The organism is Acidisoma sp. C75 (assembly GCF_054665095.1).
Window position 1 is genome coordinate 1 of the sequence record NZ_BAAFHD010000015.1, and the last position, 21,664, is coordinate 21,664.

Annotated in this window: 19 protein-coding genes; 4 read left to right on the top strand and 15 right to left on the bottom strand. The window is 67.5% G+C overall.

What is annotated here, in order from left to right; genetic code table 11:
- Together ACYQ7X_RS16690 and ACYQ7X_RS16695 are read left to right on the top strand one after the other, a co-directional pair.
- On the top strand, positions 1–1,066 hold a 1,066-nt coding region (locus tag ACYQ7X_RS16690; RefSeq protein WP_459698206.1), incomplete at its 5' end, for a hypothetical protein.
- 3 nt (positions 1,067–1,069) lie between these two features.
- Positions 1,070–2,362: a DUF2169 family type VI secretion system accessory protein gene (locus ACYQ7X_RS16695; protein WP_459698207.1), complete on the top strand. Its 1,293-nt coding sequence runs from the start codon at positions 1,070–1,072 to the stop codon at positions 2,360–2,362.
- Between the two features lie 10 nt (positions 2,363–2,372).
- On the opposite strand, the gene ACYQ7X_RS16700 is transcribed toward ACYQ7X_RS16695, so the two are convergent.
- From ACYQ7X_RS16700 to ACYQ7X_RS16745, 10 genes are all read right to left on the bottom strand, one after another.
- The gene (locus ACYQ7X_RS16700; RefSeq protein ID WP_459698208.1) at positions 2,373–3,146 is read right to left on the bottom strand and encodes an SDR family NAD(P)-dependent oxidoreductase; all 774 of its coding nucleotides are present in this window, start codon (positions 3,144–3,146) and stop codon (positions 2,373–2,375) included.
- Positions 3,147–3,309: 163 nt separating this feature from the next.
- Complete coding sequence (locus ACYQ7X_RS16705) at positions 3,310–3,831, bottom strand: carboxymuconolactone decarboxylase family protein (protein ID WP_459698209.1); 522 nt, start codon at positions 3,829–3,831, stop codon at positions 3,310–3,312.
- A gap of 117 nt (positions 3,832–3,948) precedes the next feature.
- On the bottom strand, positions 3,949–4,905 hold the full coding sequence (locus tag ACYQ7X_RS16710) for an SIS domain-containing protein (RefSeq protein ID WP_459698210.1): 957 nt from the start codon (positions 4,903–4,905) through the stop codon (positions 3,949–3,951).
- Positions 4,906–4,933: 28 nt separating this feature from the next.
- Positions 4,934–5,800, bottom strand: coding sequence for a carbohydrate ABC transporter permease (locus ACYQ7X_RS16715; RefSeq protein ID WP_459698211.1), 867 nt, complete (start codon positions 5,798–5,800; stop codon positions 4,934–4,936).
- Positions 5,797–6,750: a carbohydrate ABC transporter permease gene (locus tag ACYQ7X_RS16720; protein ID WP_459698212.1), complete on the bottom strand. Its 954-nt coding sequence runs from the start codon at positions 6,748–6,750 to the stop codon at positions 5,797–5,799. Before ACYQ7X_RS16720 ends, ACYQ7X_RS16715 begins: the two co-directional genes overlap by 4 nt.
- 15 nt (positions 6,751–6,765) lie before the next feature.
- Positions 6,766–8,061, bottom strand: a complete 1,296-nt coding sequence (locus tag ACYQ7X_RS16725) for an ABC transporter substrate-binding protein (RefSeq protein ID WP_459698213.1) — start codon at positions 8,059–8,061, stop codon at positions 6,766–6,768.
- 17 nt (positions 8,062–8,078) lie between these two features.
- The gene (locus ACYQ7X_RS16730) at positions 8,079–9,029 is read right to left on the bottom strand and encodes an N-acetylglucosamine kinase (RefSeq protein WP_459698214.1); all 951 of its coding nucleotides are present in this window, start codon (positions 9,027–9,029) and stop codon (positions 8,079–8,081) included.
- Positions 9,026–9,811: a DeoR/GlpR family DNA-binding transcription regulator gene (locus ACYQ7X_RS16735; RefSeq protein WP_459698215.1), complete on the bottom strand. Its 786-nt coding sequence runs from the start codon at positions 9,809–9,811 to the stop codon at positions 9,026–9,028. The genes ACYQ7X_RS16730 and ACYQ7X_RS16735 overlap by 4 nt, the downstream gene beginning before the upstream one ends.
- A 248-nt stretch (positions 9,812–10,059) precedes the next feature.
- Positions 10,060–11,466, bottom strand: a complete 1,407-nt coding sequence (locus ACYQ7X_RS16740; protein WP_459698216.1) for an APC family permease — start codon at positions 11,464–11,466, stop codon at positions 10,060–10,062.
- A 138-nt stretch (positions 11,467–11,604) separates the two neighbouring features.
- Positions 11,605–12,153: a cupin domain-containing protein gene (locus tag ACYQ7X_RS16745; RefSeq protein WP_459698217.1), complete on the bottom strand. Its 549-nt coding sequence runs from the start codon at positions 12,151–12,153 to the stop codon at positions 11,605–11,607.
- A gap of 112 nt (positions 12,154–12,265) precedes the next feature.
- Here ACYQ7X_RS16745 and hisD point away from each other — a divergent pair, with 112 nt between their 5' ends.
- Positions 12,266–13,552: a histidinol dehydrogenase gene (gene hisD / locus ACYQ7X_RS16750; protein WP_459698218.1), complete on the top strand. Its 1,287-nt coding sequence runs from the start codon at positions 12,266–12,268 to the stop codon at positions 13,550–13,552.
- Positions 13,553–13,645: 93 nt separating this feature from the next.
- On the opposite strand, the gene ACYQ7X_RS16755 is transcribed toward hisD, so the two are convergent.
- The 5 genes from ACYQ7X_RS16755 to kaiC form a co-directional block, all read right to left on the bottom strand.
- Complete coding sequence (locus ACYQ7X_RS16755) at positions 13,646–15,088, bottom strand: UdgX family uracil-DNA binding protein (protein ID WP_459698238.1); 1,443 nt, start codon at positions 15,086–15,088, stop codon at positions 13,646–13,648.
- A gap of 5 nt (positions 15,089–15,093) precedes the next feature.
- The gene (locus tag ACYQ7X_RS16760; protein ID WP_459698219.1) at positions 15,094–16,329 is read right to left on the bottom strand and encodes a putative DNA modification/repair radical SAM protein; all 1,236 of its coding nucleotides are present in this window, start codon (positions 16,327–16,329) and stop codon (positions 15,094–15,096) included.
- Positions 16,330–16,508: 179 nt separating this feature from the next.
- A complete protein-coding gene (locus tag ACYQ7X_RS16765; protein ID WP_459698220.1) occupies positions 16,509–18,266 on the bottom strand; it encodes an ATP-binding protein in 1,758 nt (585 codons plus the stop codon).
- Positions 18,266–18,610 (bottom strand): circadian clock KaiB family protein, encoded by a 345-nt coding sequence (locus tag ACYQ7X_RS16770; RefSeq protein WP_459698221.1) that lies wholly within the window; start codon positions 18,608–18,610, stop codon positions 18,266–18,268. The genes ACYQ7X_RS16765 and ACYQ7X_RS16770 overlap by 1 nt, the downstream gene beginning before the upstream one ends.
- Positions 18,607–20,307: a circadian clock protein KaiC gene (gene kaiC, locus ACYQ7X_RS16775; protein WP_459698222.1), complete on the bottom strand. Its 1,701-nt coding sequence runs from the start codon at positions 20,305–20,307 to the stop codon at positions 18,607–18,609. Before kaiC ends, ACYQ7X_RS16770 begins: the two co-directional genes overlap by 4 nt.
- Before the next feature lie 251 nt (positions 20,308–20,558).
- On the opposite strand from kaiC, the gene ACYQ7X_RS16780 reads away from it, so the two are divergent.
- The gene (locus tag ACYQ7X_RS16780) at positions 20,559–21,662 is read left to right on the top strand and encodes a glycosyltransferase family 2 protein (protein ID WP_459698223.1); all 1,104 of its coding nucleotides are present in this window, start codon (positions 20,559–20,561) and stop codon (positions 21,660–21,662) included.
- The last annotated feature ends 2 nt before the right edge of the window (positions 21,663–21,664 follow it).

Genomic DNA, 21,664 nt, shown 5'->3' on the forward strand with positions numbered 1-21,664 from the left:
CACCTATACCGCCGGCTCGACCGTCAGCGGCTCAGCCGGCTTCGCGAGCAACTTCGCCTGGAGCCCGATCGGCTCCTATTCCTATAGCGTCGGGCCGAAGGTGAGCCTCTCCGGCACGCCCTTCACCCTCGGCGCTCTCAGCACGACCGATTATCAGTTCGATGCCTCGGATGGCGGCCTCACCCAGGGCATCGATGGATTCGATAGCGGCTTCGCCCGCTTCACCAACGAAAAGATCGTTTTCGGCTACCGCGATGGTGCGACGCTCTCGGCGCGGAAGAGATGGACCACGGCGGTCTCCGCGGTTTCCGCCGCGGCCACGGCCGGGGGTGAGGCGCTGGCCCAGATGGTGCTGGCGCAGGATGACCTCGATTCCGGCGGAGGCGCGGTGCTCGGCGCGCAGAACGGCGTCACGGCGGCGAGCATTCTCGCCTTCGGGCTGTTGATGGCCAAGGCGCGCAGCTATTTCAACGGCGATCACAAGGCGCTGGCGGCCAATCTGCAGCTGCCGACGCTCGTGATCGAGCAGGCCGGCATCACCCTCGCGGTCGGCACCAGCACGATCAAGCTCACCGCCAACGGCATCGAGATCAGCGCCGATGAGGTCAAGATCAATGCCGCCTCCGCCGCGGCGCCCCTCGCCTTCAAGGCGGATGCTGCCGGCACCACCCTCGCCGGCGCGGCGCTCACGCTCTCCGCGACCAACAATCTCACGGTCACGCCCGGGGGGTCTGCTAATATCACCGCGGGCGGGGCAATGCTGCTGCAAGGGAGTTCCGTCACCGTGACCGGAGGTACCACCTTTACCAACGATCTCAACGGGCAAAAAGTCACCTGCAGCGAAATCGCCGCGACGACGAGCGCCTTCGCCAAGAAGGCGGAGGCGGAGCTGCTTGTCACCAGGCTCGAGACCCTTGCGCTGCAGAACACGAGCGCGTTGGAGCTGCTCAATGCGCAGCTGAGGAGCGAGTTGGAGGCAGAGGGGCTCAAGCGCGAAACGATCGCGCAGCAGGTGAAGGTTCTGGAGGCACTGGCTGAACAAGTTTCCCGCGTCCTGACGGTTTGAGCGATGCGACACTTCTTCAATGCACCGCTCCAGGTCACCTCCAGCCTTTCGCAGTTCCGGCGTGAGGATTACCTCCTGACGCTCGTCGCTAAAGCCAGTCTCGATCTCGCGATCAACGGTGAATGCGGCCTCGCCGCGCGCGAGCGGCAGGCGGGGATCTCCGGCCCCCTCGCCTTCGCCGATGAGATCGGCACGAGCCTCCGCTACGGCGGAGACCACGCCCCGTTCAAGCCGCGCACCGATGTCACGCTGCTCGGCCGGGCCTTCGCGCGCGATGGCGGCTATGCCACCGCCCTCACCGTCACCTTCGGCATCGGCGCCTGGCGCAAGAGCCTGCGGGTCTTCGGCGACCGCGCCTATCGCCGCCAGATCGAGCTTGAGCTATCGCAGCCGATCCCCTTCCACGCCATGCCCCTGCGCCTGGAATACGCCTTCGGCGGCCCCGGATCCCCCTTCAACCCCTGGGGCAAGGGCTATGGCGGCTTTCGCGCCAAGCCTGGCGAAACCCTGCCGGTCGCCAATATTCATCCGGCCGAGGAGCAGCAGCTGCGCTGGGATAGCCCGGCCCGGCCGGCTGGCTTCGGCCCGCTCCCTGAGCAGTTGCAGCCCCGTGCGCGGCTTGCCGGCACGCATGACGAGGCCTGGCTGTACCGGCGCAACCCGCTGCCGCCGGAGGATTTCGATTTCGGTTTCCACAACAGCGCGCCGGAAGATCAGCAGTTCAGCCCCTATCTGTCCGGCGGCGAGACGCTCTATTTCGAGAATCTCCATCCGACCTATGCGAGCTTCACGAGCACGCTGCCCGACCTTGTTCTCCGCCTCTTCATCAACCGCAGCCGCGCGCTGCCGTTGCATGCGCATCTCGACGAGTTGGATGCACCGCTCGACACGCTGCATATCGATCTCGACGCGATGCGGGTGGATCTCGTCTGGCGCGCGACGGTCGCGACCCCCTTCGCCGATGGGCGGGATGTGACGGATTGCTACGTCGCTCTGGAACCGCGCCGCCTGAGGCTGCCCCGGGAACGCCACGCCTTGCAGTTCGAGCGGCTGATCCTCGGACCGCCGGTGCCGCCCCCACCCCCGCTGCCGACACCCGAAGCCGCGGCGGCCGCGCCCTCCGCCGAGAGCGAGGCGCTGCACGTCGCTGCCTTCAAGCAGCAGATGGCGGGGCTGCCGCTCGCGCCAGCGCTCCGCGCGGCACTCGCCGCCTGCACCACTATGGCCGCGATCGAGCGGCTCTTCGAAGCGGAACTGCTGCGCTTCGCCAAGGGGCTCGGCCTCAAGCTCGACTGAGCGGCGGCCGCTACCAGCAGGTATAGCCGCCATCGGCGAGGACGATCGAGCCGGTCATCAGGCTTGAAGCCTCGGACGCCAGAAAGAGGACGACGGAGGCGATCTCCTCCGGTTGGCCGAGCCTGTTCATCGGCGTGCCGTTCATCCAAAGGCGATACATCTCCGAATCGGGCTGCACATAGGCATTGAGCGGCGTCTCGATATAGGTGGGCGCCACCGCGTTCACGCGCACCCCCCGCGCGGCCCATTCCGCGGCGAGCGAGCGGGTGAGGTGATGCACCGCCGCCTTCGAGGCGTTGTACTGCGCCTGCTCCTGCGGGCGGTTGACGATCTCGGCCGACATCGAGCCGATATTGACGATCACGCCGCCGCCCTGCTTCAGCATGCCCTGGCCGAAGCTGCGGCAACACCAGAAGGTGCCGTTGAGATTGACATCCAGAACCTTCAGCCAGGTTGCGTCATCCATCGTCTCTGCCGGCCGGTTGCTGATGGCGATGCCGGCATTGTTGACGAGGATATCCACCCGCCCATGCCGGGCGACCAGCCGCTCCTGCAGCGCCTCCACGGCACGCGGATCGGTCACGTCCAGAACCTCGGCCTCCGCCGCCATCCCCTTGGCAGTGAGGGCCGCGGCCGCACTTCCTGCCGCCGCTTCCTTCATGTCAGTAATCACCACCCGCGCGCCCGCCTCGGCCAGCGCCTCGGCGCAGGCGAAGCCGATTCCCTGCGCCGCGCCGGTGACCACGGCGATCTTGCCCGTCAGCTTGAACTTATCGAGATACACGGGGTTGTTCCCATCCGTTGAAGAGAAAGTGAGCCCGGACCGACCATGACCGCAGGCGGGGCCGGGAGGGGCCGCATACGGCACCGCAGCGCCGAAACCATGCCGATGCCCGAGACAGCACCCTAGAAGCTCCGGCCTCGGCGATAAAGGTGGCGCGCCCGCCTCAAATGCCGAGGGCGACGAGGAAGCGCGACACCATGTTATAGGCCGCGACCGTCGCCACCGCCTCCACCGTCTGCGTCTCGCCAAGCCCGGCGACGAGCGCGGCGATCACCGCATCATCCACCGCCACGCTGCGGGTTGATTGGTCTGTCATCGTCAAGAGCAGTTGCTCGGTCTCGTCGAACGCCGCGGCAGCGAAAGTCTCGCCCCGCAGCGCCGCGCACTGCGCCGCACTGCCCCCGGCGGCGCGATAGACGGGTTCGTGCGTTTCCCATTCGAACGCAGCGCCGTTGAGGATGGCCACGCGGCAGATCATCATCTCGCGATAGATCAGCGGCAGCGCGAAGGCGCCGCGCACGCGGCCGAGGAGGGCGTTCCAGCCCTCGGCCAGCGGCAGGCTGCGCAGCAGCACGGCATCGAGTGGCAGCAGCGCGCCATCCTCCCGCCGCGCCCTGATCGCTTCGAGAAGGGCGCGCGGCACGGGCTCGCCCTCCTGCCAAGGGGTCACGCGCGGGCGCGGCATGCTGGGTCGTCTCCCTCCGGCTTGGCCATCCGTGGCGCCATCCGGGCCGCCGAGACGGCGCCCGGCGGCACGATGGCGCGAGGCTAACGCAGATTCCGGCCGGAGGGAATCGCGCGCTTACGCCCCGAGCATGACGACTTTGGAGAGCCCCCGCGGCGCCCGGGTATCGAGCCCTTTGAGCACCGCCGCACGCTCCCCGAGAATCTGGAGCGCCGGCAGGCAGACGAGGCCACGCGCCGCATCGCCACCGCCGACCGGCAGGGAGAGGCTGCCCGGGCCGCCGAGGCCGAGCACGCGCGCACCCCGGGCCTGCAAGTCCGCCGCGAGCCGCGCCTCGTCCGCATCGCGCTCCGGCGTATAGAGCAGCACCGCGACGCTCCGCTCGTCCGCGAGGGTGATCGGCCCGTGGCGGTAGTCGGCAGTGAAATAGGCCTGCGTGTAGCTCAAGCTCATCTCCTGCAGCTTGAGGCCGCCTTCCTGCGCCACCCCCTGCAGCGGGCCGGTGCCGAGATAGACGAAATGGCTGCGCCCTTCGAGCAGGCTGCGGGCGGCACCGTCCACCGCCTGGAGCAGCGCTTCCGCTGCCGCACGCTCCGCCGCTCCGACCGCAACACCCGCGAGACGAAGCCCCATCAGCAGCATGAGGCTTGCCGAAGCGGTCATCACGATGCCTTCCTCGGGATGCGTCGGCGCATAGAGCACCACATCGGCGAAGCGGGTGATGGCGCTCTCCGCCGCGCAGGTCAGCGCTGTCACCCGGTGCCCGGCGGCACGGCTCACCTCCGCCGCGCGCACGGTCTCGGTCGATTCCCCGCTGCGCGAAAGGACGATGACATGGGCGCGCCGACCGGGGGCGAGATGGTACTGCGGCCGGTGCCACCATTCCCCGCCCGTCACGGCGATCGATTGCTGGCCCTGGGCGTTGGCCGCCGCCGCGATCGCCTGCGCGATGTAGAAGGAGGTGCCGCAGCCGACGAAGACATGCAGCGCGTCGGCATCGGCGAGTGGCGCGGGGCTCGGCGCTCCCGACCAGAGCGCAAACTGTTCGAAAATCCCGCGTTCGGTGGCGTTCATGATAGATCCTGTCGCTGTGGCGCAGCCGCTACTTGCCCGATCCGGTGGTCAGCCCACTGATCAGGTAGCGGTTGAGAAAGATGACGAAGAAAAGGGGCGGCACGATCGCGAGCACGCCGGCCGCGTTCATCAGCCCGTAATCGATGTAGTTCTTGGTGACGAATTCCGGGATCAGCACGGTCAGCGGCTTCGTCGCGAGCGTCGGCGAGAAGACGAGCGGAATGAGGAATTGCCCCCAGGCCGTCAGAAAGGTCAGGATCGCGGCAGCGATCAGGCCGGGTGCCGCGAGCGGCATGACGATGCGGAAGAGCGTGTGCAGGCGCCCGGCGCCATCGATCCAGGCGGCCTCTTCCAGCGAAAGCGGCAAGCCGCGATAGACGCTGCGCATCAGCCAGAGGGCGAGCGGCAGGAAGGCGGAAACGTAGACGAGGGTGACGCCGAGATAGGTATCCACCCAGTGCAGGCTGACCATGATGCGGTAGAGCGGGATCATCACCGTATAGGCGGGGATCGCGAGGGTCGCGACGATGAGGGCGAACAGCGGATCCCGGCCGGGAAAGCGCAGCCGGGCGAAGGCATAGCCGCCAAGGGCGGCGGCCAGCACCGTCACCACCGTCGCTGCACTCGCCGTCACCAGGCTGTTGAGGAGGGCGCGGCTGAATTGCGGCCAGACGGATTGCGTCGCCTCGCCCTGAAAGGCACTGCGCGTACCGAGCAGATTGGCGTAGTGCTGCCAGGTGAGAGCGGGCGGCAAGAGGCGGAAGCGCGCCGCCGTCAGGTCAGCCGGCAGGGTCAGGCTCGACCGAACCGCCCAGAGGATGGGCAGCAGGCTCCAGCTTAGCAACAGCAGCGTGCCGAGCCGGATGGCGAGCGCGGGCAGGGTTTTGCGCATCATTCCACCACCCGCTCGCGCGATGCGCGGAGAACGTAGAGGAGCGAGACGGCGAGCGAAGCGAACATGACGAGCACCGAGAGCGCCATGCCATAGGAAAAATGCAGATCCTGAAAGGCGGACATGTAAACCTGGATGAGGAGCGTGCGCGTATCGCCGCTGCTGCCGTTAAGGATCCATGCTTCGTCGAAAAGATTGAAGGCAAGCACTGTCGATTGCGTCATCGCGATCGCGAGGCTCGGCCCGATGAGCGGCAAGGTGATGCGGGTGAGCCGGCTTGCCGCACCGGCACCATCCATGCGTGCCGCTTCATAGAGTTCACCCGGAATGGCTTGCAGCCCGGCGAGCACGATGACCGCGGTGATCGGCAGCATCCGCCAGATGTGCACGACCGCGATGAGCAGCAGTGCCGTCCAGCGGCCGTTGAACCAGACGACGTTATGTCCGATCACGCCGAGCGCCCTCAACACGCCGTTGAGAACGCCGTAGCTCGGGTTGTAGATCCAGAGCCAGATGATGGAGTTGACGACGGGCGGCAATGCCCAAGGCAGGATGACGGCGGCGAGCACCCATTTCCGCCCGCGCTTGAGCTGGTTGAGCAGCAGCGCCACGGCGACGCCGCCTACGGTCTCCACCACGACCGCGATGACGACATAGAACAGGGTATTCGCCGCCGCCTGCCTTACATCCGAATCGGAGAACAGCAGAGCGTAGTTGCGCAGGCCGATGAATGGCGTGCCGGAGCGCATCGGGTCGATCCGGTGCAGACTGTCCCACAGGGTAAGGGCGAGCGGCCAGAAGACGAGGCCGGCCATCAGCACCAGAATGGGCAGCGCGAGCAGCAGGCCGAGGCGCGCATCCCCCGTGCCTCCGCCGCCACGCCTCGGGCCTCGCGCGCCCATGCGGGCAGCCCGCCCGCCCCCCATCGCCCGCAGCCTTATCGCCATCGGCATTGTGGCCGCCGCGCCCTATTGGGCCTGCGCCTTCTTGGCCTCCGCCGCGATCGCGGCAATCGCCTGCGGCACCGTCAGCTGGCCCTTCGCCGCCTGGTTGATGGCGGAGGAGACGCCCGCGCTGAACTGCGGATACCATTCGGGCGTGCCCTGGGCGAAGAGCGGTTCAACCGTCGGGATCTGCTGCAGCAGAACCTTGCCGCTCGGCAGCTTGCCTTCCTTGCTGAGATCATTGAGCGCGGCCGTGCTCGTCGGCAGATCGCCGAGCGCCTGGTAGGCGGAGATCTGAACGGAGGGCTTCATCCACCAGTCGATAAAGGCGAGCGCGGCGCCCTTATGAGCGGCGTTGGTGGGAATGCCGAGCGCCTCGGGCAGGCCGAAGCTGCGGCTACGGCCGCTCGCGCTCGGCATCAGCGCCGCGACCACGTGACCGGCAACCTTGGATTTCGCGGGATCGTTATAGACCGCGAGGTTGCCAGCCCAACCCGCGAGGTCAATGGCGGCTTGGCCGCCGGCGAGAAACGCTTGCACCTGTACATCGGTGAGGCCCGTCGAGGCCGGGTCGATCAGCCCCGCCTTCACCGCCTTCACGATCCAATCGAGCGCCTTGTAGCCGCCCGAATCAGGGGAGGTGAATTCGGGCTGCATCGCAGCGTTGAAGAGATCGCCGCCGAAGGCCTTCGTCAACAGATACCAAGCGGTGGACGTGCCTTCGCTCGCGGAGAGCGGCAGCGCGATCGGATGTGCGATGCCGGATTTCTGCAAGGCGACGGCATCTTGCCAGAGTGCTGCCATCGTCGTCGGCAGCGTCTTGATGCCGGCATGGTCGAACATCGCGCGGTTGACGATCAGCACGCGGAAGTCGTTGTTGTAGGGCATCGCGATGAGCTTGCCGCCGACGGTGAAGATGCGGGCGGACGCGATGTCCTTCACCACCGCCGCCGGAACCTTGCCCTGCAACGGCTCATACCAGCCGGCGGCGCTGAACTGGCCAACCCAGGACCAATCGACCTCGGTGACATCGGCGGGGGCGTTGCCGGCGATCATCGCGGTGAGGATCTTGGCGTGGATCTGGTCCCAACCTTGCGTCTGCATGGCGACCCTGATGCCGGTCTCGGCCGTGAAGGCATCGATCATCGCCTTGGGCAGCGTGCCCCAGGGGGGCAGAAGCACGGTGATCTGCTGGCCGGCATAGGGCTTGGCTGCCGTTGCCGGCTGGGCGGCGTTTTGCGCCTCGGCCGGGGCAGCGGTAAAGGCCGCGCCGAGGGAGGAGAGGAGAGAGACGGCGAGCAGTGCTGCACGCAATGTCATCGGTCCGACTTTCGGGTTCAGGGGTGAAGGGGGAAGGCAAGGCGCAGCCCGGCGATCCAGGCGGCATCTACCGCCCAACCGGCCTCGGTGGCGGCCCGCCATAGAGCGCCGCCTACCGGCGGCATGGCGGGTGGGCAGGGCGGACTCATGACCCGCTCGCAGAGGTGCTGCCGCAAGATGCGGCTCCGCGCGACGCTGCCGGCGAAGCTCCAGGCGCCGGCAGGCAAGCTCGGCAGCCGTCGCCAGGCAGCGTGCAGATGGGCCGCGAGCTGGTCGGCCGCCTCGGCCAGAATCGCCACCGCCGCCGCATCTCCGGCATCGGCGCGCGCATCGACGAAAGCGGCGAGCGCGGCGACGCGCACCCGCGGATCGGCATCCGCGTGGAACCATTCGGCGAGCGCCTGCGCCCGGCGCGGCTCCGCCAGGCGCAGATGATCCTGCAAGGCGCGCGTCAACGCGTCCTCCTCCGCCCGGCCGTCGAAGGCGTGAGACAACAAGGCCACGGCGGCGCGGCCGATCCAGAAGGCGCTTCCCTCGTCGCCATAGCCATGGCCCCAACCACCGACACGCACTTGTCGCCCGGCGGCGTCCGCGGCCCACACCATGGAACCAGTGCCCGCCAGCAGGAGCGCGCCCGCCTCGCCGAGGAAGGCGCCCTCGAAGGCCGCCTGAACATCGTTCACCACGCAGTGCGGAAAGGCGGCGAGCGCCGCGACCTCAGCCTCCTGGGCGCGGGAAACGGCCGCGATCTCACCATGGCTCGGCAGGGCGAAGACGGCGCGCCGGATCTGGGGGGCGAAGCGCTGCGCGGGCTGCATCAGCACGCGCAGAACCTCCGGCCAATGCGCCGTCTCCATCGGGCCGATGCCGGGCCCGACGGCCTGCCAGTGCACGCGCCCCTCGACATCGGCCAGCGCCAGATGCGTCTTGGTTCCCCCGCCATCGACGCCAAGGACCAGGGGCGTCATGCGCCGGCGCCAATCGGGGTGACGTAGCGCGCCTCGGTCTTCGCGAGCCTGCCGAGCCGTTCGCGCCAGGGCGCCGGCACCGTGCGGTCGGTCAAAATCAGGTCGAGCTCGGCAAGGGGCGCCACGCGAAACGTGGTGGCGAGGCCGAACTTACTGCCGTCGGCGATGAGCACCCGGTGCGCGGCGCGGCGCAGCATCAGGGCGTTGAGGCTCGCCTCGCGGTCGTCCTTGCTGTAGATCGCGCCATCCTCGGCAATCGCGCCAGCGCCGAGGAAGAGCTGGTCGCACCATATCCCGCCGAGCATGGCCTCCGCCTGCGGGCCGACCAGGGACATGTTCTCCGCCCGCAGATCCCCGCCGATCAGCACCAGCCGCACATCGGCGACCGCGGCAAGCTCCTGCGCGACCGTCAGCCCGTTGGTGATGATGGTAAGCCGCATCGGCTGCACGCGCAGCCGGCGGGCGAGTTGGGCAGCGGTCGTCCCAGCATCGAGCAGGATGGTCTGCCCTGGCCGCAGCAGGCGGTAGGCGGCTTCGGCGATTGCGCGCTTCGCCTCGATATTCCGCTGCTCACGCAGATCGAAGGCGACTTCCGACCCCGCGGGCTGCGCCAGCCGGGCGCCGCCGTGCACGCGCTCGATAACGCCTTCCTGCTCGAGAAGCTTGAGGTCGCGGCGGACGGTCGGCTCCGAAGCGCCGGTCGCGGCCACCAGATCCTGAATGGTCTGGGAGCCGGCCTCATAAAGCTGCCTGCGGATGGCGGCTAAGCGATCGAGCTGCACGGGGCCTGCCTCAGGTTTGATCTTACCGATCATAGTGATGACGTAATACCCCACGAGTCAATCACATTAATGATCGTTTTTGGTGAAGTTGGCGCCGAACAAGACGAAGCCGGCTGGATCGCTCCAGCCGGCTCGGTCGAGGCTTGGTGCGGCGCGAAGCCCGGGCCGCGGGTGGGCTTACCTTCCGGCCCGGCCGGGATCGGCGCTAACCGCCCACCGCCCCGGCAGAAGACTAAGGCGTCGGCGGATCAATATTCCTCGTCCGCCACATACGAACCGATACGCTGCACGAGATCCGGCATCCGCCGCGCCAGGAGCAGGCCGTAGATGATCGAGACGACGAGCAGAACGCCGGTCATCGCGGGGAAGAGATTGAAGGGCGCGGGCTGGCCCGGCTGCACCAGCCCCCAGAGCGGAAAGAGCGTAAGGATGAGACCGAGTGCGGGGATGATCGCATGGCGCAGCGGATCGAAATCCTTGCGATGAAAGCGGAGGATATAGACCGGCAGAGCGATATTCGTCACCAGATAGACGATGATGATCGGAATAGTGCCGAGTGTCCCGGTATCGGCGAAGATATCGAGCGGGCTGAGGTTCCAGCAGGCGAGGGTGATGACGAGCGCGGTCAGGATATAGATCCACATCGCCACATGCGGCGTCTTGTGGGCCGGGTGGATCTTGCCGAAGAACACCGGCAGCAGGCTTTCGCGCCCGGCGCTGAAAAGGATGCGCGCCTGGGAATTGGTCAGTCCGAGCAGGCAGGAAAAGACCGAGGTGACACCGGCGAGATAAGCCACGAAAACGATGCCGCCGGCCGTCTTCTTCAGCGCGTCGATGAAGGGGATGGTGGAATTGCTGATCGCATGCACGTCGTTCTTGAAGGCGGTCTCCGTCGCATAGGCGAGGTAGATGTAGACGAGGCCGATCGCGACGGTGCCGATCAGCAGCGCGCGCGGGATGTTGCGGCGCGGATTCTCGGTTTCCTCCGCAAGGGTCGCTGAATTCTCCCAGCCGACGAAGGCATAGACCGCGAGCGGGAAGCCGAGGCCGATGCCGGCGAGACCGCCCGACAGATGCGACGGCGAAAAGGGCGCGAGGCTGAGCGAGCCATGGCTGACGATGAGCATGACGGTCGCGCCGACGAGCAGCAGCGCGAGTTCAAAGTAGAAGAAGACCGCGGCCCAGCGGGTCGAGATCTGCACGCCGCGGACCACGAGCCAGCCGCAGATCAGCGTCGCCGCCGTGGCGAGAAGCTGCCAGGGGATGTTGATGCCGAAAAAGAGCTTGAGCGTGTCCTGCATCCAGCCGCCGGAGATGGCGACGATGGCGGCCGCCGCGATGGCATAGCCGACGACAGTGAAGAGCGAGGCGGCGGCACCGGCGACGGGGCCGAAGCCCATGCCGATGAAGGTGACGAACGAGCCGGTGCTGGGGCGATATTTTGAGAACTCGGCGAGCGTGTTGCTCAGGAAAAGAATGCAGAGCATGGCGACGATGATGGTGAGCGGGGCGGCGACGCCGGCACCGCCGACGATCACGCCGAAGCCGAAATAGAAGCTCACCGCCGGCGCGATATTGGCGAGGGTTGAAGCCACAATCTGGGGAAGGCCCAAGGCGTTGCGGTGCAATCGTTGATCGCCCCTGACAATGGCCATCGTATCAAGCTCCTGTTGCAGTGCGGGAATATGTGACGTGCAGAACGCTCATGATGGTCGGTCTGCAACCCAAAGAAAACAGCTTTTTGGGGGCGAAGCGCAGCACAGCGGCCGAAGTTCAGTATTCTATCCGGCCGCCTAGTAGGTCGGCGGGGTGACGGCGCTCAGAATCTCGGACGGGCCGCGCGCCACATTGCGGAAGCGATGCGGCTCTCGGCTATCGAAATAATAGCCCTCGCCCGCTTCCAGAACGCGCGAACGCGCGCCAACCGTCAGCTCCACCCGGCCGCTCAACACCATGCCGGCTTCCTGTGCGGTATGGGAGAAGACCGGGCCGGTATCGGCCCCGGCAGCATAGGTTTCGTGCAGCATCAGAATTGTCCGATTGGGATAGTCGATCCCGATCATCCTGTAGGATATAGCGCTTGAGTTGCCAATCTCGACAAAATCATCGCGGGCGTAGAAGGGGTTGTAGCCGGCTTGGCTCTGCAGTTCGGAGAAGAAGCCGGTGAGAGTGGTGCCGAGCGCGTCCAGAATGGCGCTCAAGGTCTCGACCGTGGGGCTCATGCGATTGCGCTCGATGAGCGAGATCGCCGAATGCGAGACGCCGGAGCGCAAGGCGAGCTCGCGCAAGCCGAGGTGCCGGCGCTCGCGCATCTGGCGGATCTTATGGCCAACCTGCGGCATGGGTTCCTCCCTCGAAAATGGTGAGAATAATCTACGCCTGCCGCGCCGGCGATTGCACCCCCCGGCATTTCTTCTAGCCTTGGCGGCTCCAACCGCAGGTTCGAGGTGCGTCATGCTGCCATCCCCCCTCCCCGCTGGCGCACGCTACGTCAAGGCGCCGCACCCGGCGCCGGAAGCCGGACGCCAGGATATCGGCGCGACCGTTGCCAGCATCGTCGCAGCCGTCCGGGCCGAAGGCGACGCCGCGCTTCGCCGTTTCTCGGAGGAGTTCGACGGCCTCGCTCCGCCAGCCCTGGAGGTCTCACCGGCCGAGCGGGAGACGGCCCTTGCCAGCCTCGATCCCGCCACCCGCGCCGATACCGCCTTCGCCATCGCCAACGTGCGCGCCTTCGCGGAAGCCCAGCTCAAGACCATGCTGCCGCTCGACATCGAGCTGCATCCGGGCGTGCATCTCGGCCACCGCATCATCCCGATCGCGCGAATCGGCGCCTATGTGCCGGGCGGCCGCTACCCGCTGCTCTCAGCCCCGGTCATGACGATCGTGCCGGCGAAGGTCGCAGGCTGCCAGGAGGTCATCGCCTGCCTGCCGCCCACCGCCCATGCGGCGATGATCGCCGGCTGCCACATGGCGGGCGCCGATCGTATCTTCCGCGTCGGCGGCGCCCAGGCGATCGCCGCCATGGCCTTTGGCACCGAGAGCGTGCCGGCGGTAGATAAGATCGTCGGCCCAGGCAATGCCTTCGTCAACGAAGCCAAGCGCCAGGTTTTCGGCCCCGTGGGGATCGACCAGCTCGCCGGCCCGAGCGAGATTTTCATCGTGGCGGACGCGACCGGGGATGCGCGGATGATCGCGACCGATCTGCTCGCCCAGGCGGAGCATGACCCGCGCACCCGCGTCGGCCTCATCACCACCGAGGCGACGCTCGCCGAGGCCGTCGCCGCCGAGGTTCTGCGCCAGCTGCAGGATCTGCCGACCGCCGCGGTGGCGGGGGAGGCCTGGCAGCGCGCCGGCGAGATTGTGCTCTGCCCGGACGAAGCGACGATGCTCGCCTATGCCAATGCCGTCGCCGCCGAGCATCTTCAGGTGCATACCGCCGATCCGCAGGAGACGGCGCGGCATCTGAACAACTACGGCTCGCTCTTTCTTGGGCCGCTTGCCAGCGTCGTCTATTCCGACAAGTGCAGCGGCACCAACCATACGCTGCCGACGATGGGTGCGGCGCACTACACCGGCGGTCTCTGGGTCGGGTCCTATGTCAAGGTCTGCACGCATCAATGGATGACGGCGCAAGGGGTCGCCGCGGTCGGGCCGGCGGCGATCCGGCAGAGCGCGGCGGAAGGGCTCGAAGGCCATCGGCGCGCCGCCGCGCTGCGTCTGGAGCTGAACCGCCCCGGCTGAGGCGCGGAGGTCTCTGCCGCCCGACGGAGCGAAGGCGCTCGCCTGCCGAGAGATTCGCCGGGCCCAGCCCTCGGGCGCGGCAGATGGCAGCCGTTACGCTGGCTGGGCGAGCGCCGCGATCGCGCGGAGATCGTCCAGAAAGGCTGCCTCAGCCTCTTGCCGCGCGGCGGATTCCGGGATGCGCAGAAGATAGGAGGGATGGACGGTGATGAAGCCCGGCCAATCCTGGAAGCGCGCCGCCCCGCGGGCCCGCGAGACCGGCACGGACTTGCCGGTGAGCGCGAGTGCTGCGGTTGCCCCCAGCGCGACGATGAGGCCGGGGCGCACGAAGCCCAACTCTCGCATCAGCCACCATCGGTAATGCTTGACCTCGCCCGCCGTCGGCTTCTGGTGGATACGCCGCTTGCCTTGGCGGATGAATTTGAAGTGCTTGACCGCATTGGTGAGATAGCAGGCGCCGCGATCAATCCCGGCTTGCCGCATCGCCGCGTCCAGCACCTGGCCGGCCGGCCCCACGAAGGGACGGCCAGCGAGATCCTCCTGGTCGCCCGGCTGCTCGCCGACGAAGGCGATCGCGGCGCCAAGCGGCCCTTCGCCCAGCACCGCGCGCGTCGCTCCGGGCACGAGAGGCTCGGCGCTGGCGATGATGCGGTTGAGCGCTTCCAGGCTCTCCGGCTCTTGCCGGCTCATCGCCGCCACCGCCTTGATCGGCTCGCGCTTTGCGGGCATCGCCGCCTCCTGTTCGATCATCGCCCGCACCCGCGCCGGCGCCCCCTGGACGAGGCGCGCGATCTCCCGCGTTTCAGGCAGGTTGCGCCAGTATTTGATCGGCATTTCCTTGCGCATCTGCCCGGTATTCACCCGCGCCGGGTTGAAGGTGCTTTCGTAATAGGTGGCCCAGCCGGCCTCGAAATCATCCCCCTGCGGCGCGGCCGCCCGCGGCAGCGGCGGCCCGTGGCGCAGGCTCTCGCCATCCCAATGAAGAGCGCCCAGCGGGGTGAGGATGGACCAGGCCATGCCGCGGAAGCGGTGGACGAAGAACGCCGCCGTCTCTTCCAGGATGAAATGGTCCGGCTCGAACCAGGCGATATAGCGCTCCGACCCGTCCGGCGCGGCCAGCCTGCGGAAGCGCAGGAAGGCGTGCATCTTGTGCAGATCCCGCGCCACCGCCCGGCGCAGCAACTCCAGCCGGTGGATCAGCGGATCGCTCGGCACTTCGAGCAAGGCAGGCTCGCCATGCAGCAGGCGCCAGACGAGGCGGTAAAGCAAAGCGTAGCGCTCAGGATCGCGATGGCAGATCACCAGACGGATGAGATCGGCCGCCGCCCGCGGCAGGGTGAGCAGCGGAGGCGGCCGCGTCTCACGCGCGCTCGCGGCCTCGCTTTCGCTCCCGGCCGCCTGGCAGGCGAAAAGATCGCCGCTCTCCGCGCTCCCCCATTGCACGGCCTCGGGCGGCACCGCCGCGGCGATCAGCCCGCGCGCCGCCCTGCGGAAGCCGGCCACATCCGCGCCCGGGGCCAGCAGAATATGGCGCATGCCGCTCAAAAGAGGCTCATTTGCCCTGGCACTCCCCGCAGAGCGGCGGCGGGCGCGGGCACGAGATGGCGGCGGAGATCGGCGCGGTCGCTCTCGCGCACCGGCCGGTGATCGGCAGCGATCAGAAAGGGCAGAACGCGCTTCAGCCCGCGCGTCAGCCGCGCGACATCGTCGAGCCGCAGGCTCGTGTGCCGGCGGGCGGAGAGGATGCGATCGACCGCGCGATAGCCGAGGCCTGGCACCCGCAGCAGCATCTCGCGCGGCGCGTGATTGACATCGACCGGGAAGCGCTCGCGGTTCTTCAGCGCCCAGGCGAGCTTGGGGTCGATCTCAAGGTCCAGCATTCCATGCGCGCCGCCGGCCGCGATCTCTTCCACCGCGAAGCCGTAATAGCGCAGCAGCCAATCCGCCTGGTAGAGCCGGCTCTCCCGAATGAGCGGCGGCGGCTTGGCCGGCAGCACGGCACTGGCCTCCGGGATCGGGCTGAAGGCGGAATAGTAGACGCGTCGCAGAGCGTATCTGCCGTAGAGGCTCGCGCTGCGGCCAAGCAACGCCGCATCCGTGGTCTCGTCAGCGCCGACGATGATCTGCGTGCTCTGCCCGGCGGGAGAGAAGCGCCGGCGCTCCGCCCGCGCCTCGACAATACGTTCGTGCATCTGGCCGATCGCGCCCTCGATCCGCTCGGCGTGCTTTTCCGGGGCGAGACGCGAGAGGCTTTGTTGCGTCGGCAGTTCGATGTTGATGGAGAGCCGGTCCGCCCAGAGCCCGGCCTGTTCCAGAAGCCAGGGGCTGGCTTCGGGGATCGCCTTGAGATGAATGTAGCCAGCGAAGCCATGATCGCGCCGCAGCCCGCGCGCGACGAGCATGAGTTGCTCCATGGTGTAATCGGACGAGCGGATGATGCCCGACGAGAGGAACAGCCCCTCGATATAGTTGCGGCGGTAGAAGGCCAGCGTCAGGTCGATCACCTCCTGCGTCGTAAACCGCGCGCGCCGCACATTCGACGAGCGGCGATTGATGCAATAAGCGCAATCGAAGAGGCAGACATTGGTGAGCAGGATCTTCAGCAGCGAGATGCAGCGCCCGTCCGGCGTATAGGCGTGGCAGATGCCCGCCCCGGTGACGGAGCCGATCGCCCCGGCCCGCGCCACCCGCTTCGGCGCGCCCGATGAGGCGCAGGAAACATCGTATTTGGCGGCATCGGCGAGGATGCCGAGCTTGACCCGCAATGCCGGCTCCAAATCCTTCCTCCCACAGGCCTCGGCCCGATGCCTCTTCCCGCACGCCTCTTCGCTCAAGGCCGCCGGCGGGCGGCTGATGGCGTCGCCCCAGATGTTCTCTTTGTGTTCTGGTTTACCTCCCGTCAATACACAGGAGAGCGACCGCGACGCCGGCCGGCGGCGCGGCCACTCCGCCGCGCTCAGCCCCGCTCGATGATCTGCCGGATACGGCGGGCCAGCACCTCGCCGCTGAAGGGCTTGCTCTGCAGATGCATGCCGGGCTTCAACAGGCTCGGATTCAAGATCGCGTGCTCGGCATAGCCGGTGATGAAGAGCACCGGCAGATCGCTGCGCAGCATGCGCGCTTCCTCCGCCAGAACCCGCCCGTTAATCCGCCCCGGCAGGCCGACATCAGTGATCAGCAGGTCGATCGGCAGGTCCGACCGCAGCACCGCGAGCGCGGCGGTGCCTTCTGAGGCTTCGAGCGTCCTATAGCCGAGGTCGTTCAGCATCTCGGCGAGGAGCACGCGCACGCTGGCCTCATCATCCACCACCAAAACCGCCTCCCCGCGCCCGGCGCGCGGCGCCTCCCCGCCACGATCCGCATCCGGCGTCTCGGCCGCCGCCTCCATATGCGCTGGGAGAAAGATCGAGACGGCGGTACCTGCCCCAGGTGACGATGCAATCTTGACCTGCCCGCCCGACTGCTGGACGAAGCCGTAAACCATGGAGAGCCCAAGCCCGGTGCCGACGCCGAGCGGCTTGGTGGTGAAGAAGGGATCGAAAGCGCGTGAGAGCACTTCGGCCGTCATCCCGCTGCCCGTGTCGGACACCTTGAGTTCGATGTAGGCGCCCTGTTCCAGCATCAGATCCTCGGCGCGCTCAGGCCCGATCTGCGCCGCGGCGAGCTCGATCGTGATGTCGCCGCCCTGCGGCATCGCATCCCGCGCATTGATGCAGAGATTGAGGAGTGCGCTCTCCATTTGGCCTGGATCGATCAACACGCGGAGCGGCAGGCTCGTGGGCAGCGGACAGCGGATAGCGATGGCCGGGCCGACGCTCCGCTGGATCAGCTCGTTCATGCCGAGCACGAGTTCAACGAGATCGGTGGGTTTCGGGGCGAGGGTCTGCCGCCGCGAGAAGGCGAGCAGCCGATGGGTGAGCGAGGCTGCACGGCGGGACGCATCCTGCGCGGTGCTTACATAACGCTCGATTCCTTGCAGCCGGCCTTGGGCCAGCCGCGTCTGCAGAATTTCGAGCGCCGTGATGATCGCGGTGAGAAGATTGTTGAAATCGTGGGCGAGCCCGCCGGTCAGCTGCCCGACCGCCTCCATCTTCTGGCTCTGACGCAGAGCCTCCTCGATCCGCTCGCGCTGCTGCATCTGGTCCCGCAGCCGGGCATTGGCTTCGCCTAATTCTCTGACATGCGACTTGTGCTCCGTTAGATCGGTCATCACACCGCAGAAGAAAAGGCGGCCTTCGGGGTCCGGCATCGGGCTCAGCGACAACGAAACCGGCACCGCCGTACCGCTCGCCGTTTCGAGAGAGAGTTCGAGCCGGGTGCCCCCGAGGCGCGCGCGGGCGAGGACGGGGGCGAAGCCGCCCTGCGGGGCGGGGTGCAGCAGGCTTTCAAGCCTGCGGCCAATCAACTCCCGCGCATCCCGCTCCAGCATCGTCGCCAGCCGCCGGTTGCAGTAGAGGATGATGCCGTCCTGATCGAGGGTCAGCGCGCCCTCCTGGATCTGTTCGATCAGGATGCGGTAGGGGCCGTCCGCGCCTTCGAGAGTATAGACCGCATGCTCCTGCGCCGGGCCTGCGACCACCAGGGCGTCCACCTCGCCGCGATGGATGGCGCCGAGCGTTTCCTCGCTCTCCTGAAGCCTTGCCTCCAACTCCCGCAAGCGCACGCGCAGCGCCTCGGCCTCCGCGCCTGCCGCCAAGCGGCCCGCGACACCCATCAGCCGCCGGCCCCTGGCCGCACATCGAGCCCGACCAGCACCTTATCGGTGTTTGAGAGGTCGCCGATGATCCGCTTCAGCGGCGTCGGCAGCTTTCGAATAAGGGTTGGGATGGCGAGGATCTGGTCCCCCGCCGCGAGGCGGGGATTCTGGATCAGGTCGATGACCTCGATCTCATAGCGCCCGGCGAGATGCTCTTCGCACACTCTCCGCAGGTTAGAAAGCGCAGCTAAGGATTTGCTCGTCTGCCCGGCGACGTAGAGGCGAAGATGATAGCGCTCCGCTTCCGGCCCTGCGCCCTGCTCCGCCTTGGCAACCTCCCGCTGCTGCGCCGCATCCATCATCCCGCCTCCCCCCGCATCGTCGCCATAACCGCCTGGTCCTTCAGCAACTCCGCCTCGCGCTGATCAAGCTCGCCGAGCAGGATGGCCTCTTCCCGCTTCTCCTCCGACAAGGTCGCCCGCAGCTCCTCGATCTGGCGCTCCAGCGTTGCGCGGCGGCGCTGCAATTCCCGCCGGCGGCGCTCGACCGCCTGATGGCGGCTCACGCTCTCGGCGCGCTCCCGCGCAATCTGGGTAATCCGCGCCGTGCCGGTCATCACCCCCGCAGGCCCGATATAGGGGGCGATCAACTCGATCCCGCGATCGCCGATCCGGTATTCCCGCACCTGATTCGAATGGCCCATCCCCCGCGCCTTGATGACGTAGAGCGTGCGGTTCAATTCTCCATTCGTCTCGTCGTTTTCAAGCTTGATCCATCCGTCCATGAGCGAGGAGAGGCCGAGATCCGCCGTGCTCGATGGGCCATCGCTACGCAGGCTGGTGAAGAAGCCAAGAATCCCGTGGCTCTTCAGCAGGTCGATCATGCGCAGCAGGGTTGCATGCACTTCCGAATCCGGCCCACGAAAGGCCGAGATCGGATCGATCACCACGGCCTCGGGCTTGAAGGCTTCAATATCGCGCGACATGCGGGCGAGGTGCATTTCGAGCCCGAAGAGACTTGGGCGCGAAGCTTCGAAACGCAACAAGCCTGCCTCCGCGCAGGCCGCGAGGTCCAGCCCATAGGATTGCGCGTTGCGGCAGATTTCATCGGCACTTTCCTCGAAGGCGAAGAAGAGGCAGCGCTCGCCCCGGGTGCAGGAGGCATGGGCGAAGAAGCTCGCGAAGGCCGTTTTGCCAGTGCCCGCCGCGCCCGACAGCAGGATGCTCGATCCACGATAGAAGCCGCGTTTGCCGAGCATCGCATCCAACCCTTCGATGCCGGAGGAGACCGCCTCGCGTGCCGCGGGGCGGTGCAGGCCGGAGGAGGTAACAGGCAGAACGCTGATGCCGCCATGGTCGATCAGGAAGGGGTATTCGTTGGTGCCATGCGCCGACCCGCGATATTTCACCACCCGCAGCCGGCGCGTGGTGATCTGCTCGGCCACCCGGTTGTCGAGCAGGATGACACAATCGGAGACGTATTCTTCGAGCCCCTGGCGCGTGAGGGTGCCGTCACCACGCTCCCCGGTAATAATCGCGGTGAGCCCACGCTCCTTGATCCAGCCGAACAGCCGCCGAAGTTCAGCCCGCAGCAGGCTCTCGTTTTTGAGGCTGGCGAAGAGGGTTTCGATCGTGTCCAGCACGATGCGCTTGGCGCCGACGCTATCGACCGCGAAGCCCAGGCGCAGGAACAGGCCCTCGAGATCGTATTCGCCGTTCTCCTCGATCTCGCTCGGGTCCACGCGCACGTGATCGATGACGAGCTTGCCTTGCGCGATCAGACTGTCGAGCTGGTAGCCGAGGGAGGAGACATTGGCGACCAGGTCTTCCGCCCGCTCCTCGAAGCTCATGAAAACGCCGGGCTCGTCATAGCGCGTCGCACCATTGACGAGGAAGGTCGTCGCGAAGAGGGTTTTGCCGCAGCCGGCGGCGCCGCAGACGAGGCTCGGCCGCCCGGCCGGCAGGCCGCCCAGGGTGATCGTATCGAAGCCGCTAATGCCGGTCGGGCTTTTCACCAGGCCAGGAGAAGCCTCGGTCTCGATCATAGGCGTGAACAGCATGAAAGCTGGGTCCTTGTCTGGCGGCGCGGCGGGAGGTGCCTCGGGGACCCTCCGCCGCTCCGCCTGGGTTGTATTACAGTTCACGGTCTTTGCCATTCGTCTGCCCCACCCATTGCGCTCACGCTTTGGGGAGGCTCACGGGTGGCGGCCGGCCTCCCGAAGAATTGCGCTCAGATGCCGGGCTGGCACCACTTTCCGCCATCGCTGAGCGGCACCAGTTCTCGCTGCCTGAACCTCCTGGAGCTGCCCCGTTGTCCCGTCTGATCGCCCGCTCGGTCGTCGCCATTCCCGTCAAGGACGAGGCGGCTTTCATACGGCCGCTGCTCGGGGCGATGGCCGCGCAGACGGAGCCGCCGACCGAGGTGATCCTCCTCGTCAACAACACGCGAGACGGAAGCGCCGCCGTCGCCCGATCCTTCCCCGGCCCTCTTCCTTTCGCCTTGCAGGTAATGGAGGTGCAGCTCCCCCCGGCGCTGGCGCATGCCGGCACCGCCCGCAAGCGCGTGCTCGATCTCGCCGCCGAGCGCGCCGGGCCGCAGGGCGCGGTGCTGACGACGGATGCCGATGCGCGCCCGCCGGCCGATTGGGTAGCCCGCAACCTCGCCCATCTCCGCGCTGGATACGATGCCGTCTGTGGCCGCGCGCAGATCGATCCGCAGGACGAGGCGGCCATTCCGCCGCATCTCGTCGCCGATGACGCGAACGAAGCCCGCCTCGCCGACCGGCTGCTCGAAATCGAAGATCTGGTCGACCCGCCGAGCGCCGACCCCTGGCCCCGGCACAACCATGAATCGGGCGCGAGCATTGCGTTGACAGCCGCGATCTACCGCGCCGTCGGCGGCCTGCCGAGCCTTCGCCTCGGTGAGGATCGCGCATTGATCCGCCGCCTGGAAGAGCGCGATTGCAAGATCAGGCACGATCCGGGGTTGCTTGTCGTCGTCTCCGGCCGCCAGATCGGCCGGGCGGAAGGCGGCATGGCGGCCACCATCGCGCGGCGCATTCGTGCCCAGGATCTGTGGGCCGACGATCGCCTGGAGACACCCGCCCGAGCGCTCCGCCGCCTGCGGCTCCGCCACGCGGCGCGCAAGATCTGGGTCCGGGGAGCCGAAAGCCCGGCGCTGGCGGAAGCTCTCGGTATTGCGCCCCCTGCCCTTCGCGCCACGCTCCGCACGTCCTGGTTCGGCGCCGCCTGGCGGCAGATCGAGGCGGAAAGCCCGCTTCTGCAACGTCAGCCGGTCGCCATGCTCGCCCTTCGCCAGGAAGCGGCGCGGGCCGAGGCGATCCTGCGGGATTTGCGGGTGCCGCGCCGCCCGAGCCTGCCTATGACCGCGCACCCCTCTCTGCGTCTCGCCTGAGG

Coding starts and splice junctions, on each gene's coding strand:
- ACYQ7X_RS16695 (WP_459698207.1), top strand. CDS start 1,070: ATGCGACACTTCTTCAATGCACCGCTCCAGGTCACCTCCAGCCTTTCG.
- ACYQ7X_RS16705 (WP_459698209.1), bottom strand. CDS start 3,831: ATGCCGCGCCCGCGCGTGACCCCTTGGCAGGAGGGCGAGCCCGTGCCG.
- ACYQ7X_RS16710 (WP_459698210.1), bottom strand. CDS start 4,905: ATGAACGCCACCGAACGCGGGATTTTCGAACAGTTTGCGCTCTGGTCG.
- ACYQ7X_RS16715 (WP_459698211.1), bottom strand. CDS start 5,800: ATGATGCGCAAAACCCTGCCCGCGCTCGCCATCCGGCTCGGCACGCTG.
- ACYQ7X_RS16720 (WP_459698212.1), bottom strand. CDS start 6,750: ATGCCGATGGCGATAAGGCTGCGGGCGATGGGGGGCGGGCGGGCTGCC.
- ACYQ7X_RS16725 (WP_459698213.1), bottom strand. CDS start 8,061: ATGACATTGCGTGCAGCACTGCTCGCCGTCTCTCTCCTCTCCTCCCTC.
- ACYQ7X_RS16730 (WP_459698214.1), bottom strand. CDS start 9,029: ATGACGCCCCTGGTCCTTGGCGTCGATGGCGGGGGAACCAAGACGCAT.
- ACYQ7X_RS16740 (WP_459698216.1), bottom strand. CDS start 11,466: ATGGCCATTGTCAGGGGCGATCAACGATTGCACCGCAACGCCTTGGGC.
- ACYQ7X_RS16745 (WP_459698217.1), bottom strand. CDS start 12,153: ATGCCGCAGGTTGGCCATAAGATCCGCCAGATGCGCGAGCGCCGGCAC.
- hisD (WP_459698218.1), top strand. CDS start 12,266: ATGCTGCCATCCCCCCTCCCCGCTGGCGCACGCTACGTCAAGGCGCCG.
- ACYQ7X_RS16755 (WP_459698238.1), bottom strand. CDS start 15,088: ATGCGCCATATTCTGCTGGCCCCGGGCGCGGATGTGGCCGGCTTCCGC.
- ACYQ7X_RS16765 (WP_459698220.1), bottom strand. CDS start 18,266: ATGGGTGTCGCGGGCCGCTTGGCGGCAGGCGCGGAGGCCGAGGCGCTG.
- ACYQ7X_RS16770 (WP_459698221.1), bottom strand. CDS start 18,610: ATGATGGATGCGGCGCAGCAGCGGGAGGTTGCCAAGGCGGAGCAGGGC.
- kaiC (WP_459698222.1), bottom strand. CDS start 20,307: ATGCTGTTCACGCCTATGATCGAGACCGAGGCTTCTCCTGGCCTGGTG.